General features: G+C 65.2%; 1 protein-coding gene. It reads right to left on the bottom strand.

What is annotated here, in order from left to right; genetic code table 11:
• On the bottom strand, positions 1 to 1071 hold a 1071-nt coding region (locus RM423_RS24835), incomplete at its 3' end, for an IS256 family transposase (protein WP_311425712.1).
• Between the last annotated feature and the right edge of the window lie 69 nt (positions 1072 to 1140).

The following is a 1140-nucleotide window of genomic DNA, read 5'->3' as shown; positions in this document are numbered from 1 at the left end:
ACAGCCTCCATAGTCGAGGAACGGGATGAACTCAGCCCAGGCGTTGTCCCAGAGCCGGATCACGGCCGGGTAGCGGGGCCCCCATTTCTCGGCCAGATCGTCGAACGCGGCTCGGGCAGCGGTGGCGTTGATCGCGGTGTAGATCGGCTTCAGATCGCGCTTGAGCTCGTCCCAGTAGCGGCGGGAAGTGAGCCGGAACGTGTTGCGGATCAGATGGATGATGCACGTTTGCACCGTGGCCAACGGCCACACGTTGCTGACCACTTCGGGCAGGCCTTTCAGACCGTCGCAGACGACGAAGAAGCTGTCAGTGATCCCACGATTCTTCAGGTCAGTGAGCACGGCCATCCAGAACTTCGCGCCCTCACCGCCGGTGCCGGCCCAGAGCCCGAGGATGTCCCGTTCGCCCTCCAGGCTGACCCCGATCGCGGCATAGAACGGGCGGTTGGCGACCTGCCCGTCGCGGACCTTGACCACGATCGCGTCGAGGGGTACCTCCCTGCACGCAGTGCTTGGGGGCAACACCGCCGCATACACGGCATCCAGCGGACGTGACTGCCAGGACTGCATCTCCTCGATCACCCGATCGGTGATCCGGGAGATCGTCTCCCGGCTCACCGACGCCCCGTAGATCTCGGCGAAGTGGGCGCTGATCTCACCCGTGGTCAGGCCCTTGGCATACAGCGACAGCACGATCTCATCCACCCCATTGAGCCGGCGCTGGCGTTTCTTCACGATCTGCGGCTCGAACGTGCCCGCCCGGTCCCGCGGCACCTCGACCTCGACATGACCACTCGCTTCGGTCAACACCGTCTTAGCCCGGCTGCCGTTGCGGATGTTGCCCGTCCCAGCACCGGCCGGGTCGTGCTTCTCATAACCCAGGTGCCCGGTCATCTCCTCATCGAGCGCTGACTCGATGACCGTCTTGGTGAGCTGTTTGAGCAGCCCGTCCGGGCCGGTCAGCGACAGCCCCTGCTCCCTGGCCAACCGCACCAGCTCGACCGCGGCCTGCTGCTCAGCCGACTGCTCCGCTGCCTTCTTCTTCGCCACATCATCCAGTGTCGCCGTCATCACGGCACCTCTCCCGCCGGCATCACAACCGGCGCGTCGGGCCAGAAACACCGTTTACTGCACAGTCCC

The organism is Jatrophihabitans lederbergiae (assembly GCF_031845305.1).
Classification (GTDB): Bacteria; Actinomycetota; Actinomycetes; order Mycobacteriales; family Jatrophihabitantaceae; genus Jatrophihabitans_A; species Jatrophihabitans_A lederbergiae.
The sequence above is the reverse complement of the archived record's forward strand: the minus strand, read 5'-3'. Positions and strand labels throughout refer to the sequence as shown.